Genomic DNA, 2,798 nt, shown 5'->3' on the forward strand with positions numbered 1-2,798 from the left:
TGTTTTTGTCAAGTAAAAATTACCCCACATAATACTTGAAAAGTACCCCACTTTGATGCAAAAAAATATTAATTTAAAGTTTCGGCTTTAAGAAAAGTTTGGAGCGCTACCCCAAACCCCGTCCTTGCCGAAAGACAGGTGGTCTGGCTACAGACACCTTCAGTAATAGGATATTAGCTTGTGCGGGGAACCAAGGGTCAAGATGAACTCGCTACGATTATCCCTTGCTTCCCACCACAGTCTCACTACCCAACGAAGACAATTGAGAGTGGTGGCTCTGATGGATGCATATAGTGGCTCTCTTTTATGTAATAAGATGACACTATACAATTACTGCTGCTTTACCCATTCGGAAGTTTCTTTAAGGCGATATGAATTTCCATTCATATTTACGATATAAGCCTTATGAGTTAGCCTATCAATCATGGCTGCTGTAAGTACTGGGTCATGGAAAATCTCATCCCACCTTTCGAAGGAAAGGTTTGTAGTTATCAGCGTAGACTTCCTACCAGCTCTTAAGGATAAGTGGGTAAATAATAGCTCAGAGCCTTCCTTATCAAAGGAAATGTAGCCCAACTCATCTGCAATCACCAAGTCATATTTCTCAAATTTGTTCTCAAGTGCTCGTAATGTCTTTTCTGAGCGGCTTTCTTTTAACTGGTTAATTAGTGATGGGACTGTGGCAAAGAGTACCTTATACCCTGCTAAACAAGCCTTAATTCCTAGCCCAATGCCTAAATGGGTCTTGCCAGTGCCGGGGTTACCGGCTAGAATTACGTTTTGGCCAGACTGGATGAAATCCAAAGAGCTAAGGGCTTTAAATTTTTTTTGGGCATCTTCAGGTAGATCTTTCACAATCAGATCTTCAAGGTGCTTTTTCATAGGGAAATTTGCCCGACGCACACGGTCTTGCTTGGCATTTTCCTGTCGCACATCACACTCCCTCTGTAGTAATGACCAGATAAATTCTTCATAGCTAATATCACGCAAGTTGGCGTCCTTAATAGCCTCTAGGTAGCCTTTCTTCATAGCTGGCATCTTTAGGTAATCCGCATATGTTTCAATCTCGCTATAGAGGGTTTTCTTTTCATTTGTTATCATATTATTGCAACCTCTTTCTTAAACTCATCACTAGCAGCAGGAACTAACTGTTCAAATGATTTAAGCATGGCTAGGGAGTGGGCTAATATATCATTGTTGTTGGTTTGTATATAATTTGGTTTAATTTCCTGCTTCCTACTGCAAATGGCTTTAATCTTTTCAGTTGTCACTTCTAAGGTATTTATCCTGATTAATGTGTCAATTGCCTTTTCCACCACCTCTAATCCTTTTTCTGAAATAAAGTAGATTAAGTCAACAAAATCACGTTCTTTTGTGATATAATAACTGGCGTATATTTGTTGGAGCTTGGGGTTAGCTTGGTGTAGTGCAACACTAGAAGCTATTGCCCCTGGCTTCTTTTTCAATGTGCCTAGATAGTGCTCTAGCTGAATACTCCACTCACAATGACCTAGCTTGCGGCTATGTTTTGCTACTACTTGTCCCTGCCAGTAACAAATTATCTGATTGGTATAGATTTTCGTTAGTATCATTTTGCCAACAAACTGATCTGGAACAGAGTAGTGACAGCTGTTTACGGTTATTGTGGAGTATTTACTTACTCTTAATTCAGTAATTTTAGCTGCATCATACATAGGCAGCTTTGGTAATAAATAGGGTGTTTCTTCTTCTAAAACTTCTGCAGCCACCTGGTTACCATTGCTACTTTGAGGTTTTAAGTTAAGCCGTTGACAGATGTTAGCTAAGTAGCTATTGGCTTCCTCAATTGACGCAAATGAATCTTTGGCTGAAAATGCTTTACGGCGGATATACTCCACGCTCTTTTCCACATGCCCCTTTTCATTACCTTTTCTCACATTGCAAAAGCGAAATTGAAAACCATAGTATAAAGATAATTTAAGCAGGGCCTCTGTTGGTTCTTTTTCAGTACCCACAAACTTCCTGACAGCGACCTTCATGTTGTCATATACTAAGGTTTGATAAACACCCCCAATATGCTCAAAAAACAGTGCGTGAGATTCTAAAAAACAGGATGTATCTTGCTTGGCAAATAAAATTGCGTAGCGGTAATTTCCCTTGGCGCTAGTGAACACGGCCATTTGCAGAACTCTAAGTTGACCGTCTATGAATATTTTCACCTCGCCCCAATCAAACTCACAAACATCCCCTAGAGCGTAATGAGCTCTAATATATGCTTCAGCCCCTTTGTTTTCTAAAGATCTTACGGTGTTGCATACTGTTGAATAGCTAATTTCAAACCCTTGTTCACATAAAGCTTCAAATATATCTATTTTCTTTTTTTGTTGCTTTCTTTGCCCCCTTGCTATTTTTTCTTTATTTTCCTCTAGATAGCCTTGAATTTCTTTAATAACTTCATCGGTTAATTTGCGCTTTGCGCGGGTACTGGAGTTGTATTTAGGTGCTTCAACTATGCTATCTGTTAGCTCTCTAACATCACCAGTGGCTCCGTTATTTAACAATTCTTGTCGTTTGCTTTCGTACTCCTTTACATATTTTCGTATAGTCTTTCTATTAATACCGGTTTCCCGTTCTACAGCTCTTTGAGACTTACCGTCTCTGCATACCATTAAGATGATTTCTTGTTTATCGATCAACCTTATCAATCTCCCCAATCCCCCTATGCCCCCAGATGTCTTAACTGGAACACATAGAATTATATTTTAAGGTGGGGTATTTTTCAATTAAAATACTGGGGTACTTTTAGTTTAATATAAACA

2 protein-coding genes are annotated in these 2,798 nt (G+C 39.2%); both read right to left on the bottom strand.

Translation table 11 applies throughout. The features are described 5' to 3' along the window. Nucleotides 1–330: 330 nt before the first annotated feature. Complete coding sequence (gene istB / locus GGQ84_RS15340) at nucleotides 331–1,101, bottom strand: IS21-like element helper ATPase IstB (RefSeq protein ID WP_429163687.1); 771 nt, start codon at nucleotides 1,099–1,101, stop codon at nucleotides 331–333. Continuing rightward, a complete protein-coding gene (gene istA, locus GGQ84_RS15345) occupies nucleotides 1,098–2,684 on the bottom strand; it encodes an IS21 family transposase (protein ID WP_429163689.1) in 1,587 nt (528 codons plus the stop codon). Before istA ends, istB begins: the two co-directional genes overlap by 4 nt. Nucleotides 2,685–2,798: the final 114 nt, after the last annotated feature.

The sequence above is a fragment of the Desulfitispora alkaliphila genome, assembly GCF_050433185.1.
Lineage (GTDB): Bacteria > Bacillota > Desulfitisporia > Desulfitisporales > Desulfitisporaceae > Desulfitispora > Desulfitispora alkaliphila.

Excerpts from the sequence above, each read along its gene's own strand:
- istB (WP_429163687.1), bottom strand. The coding sequence starts at position 1,101 with ATGATAACAAATGAAAAGAAAACCCTCTATAGCGAGATTGAAACATAT.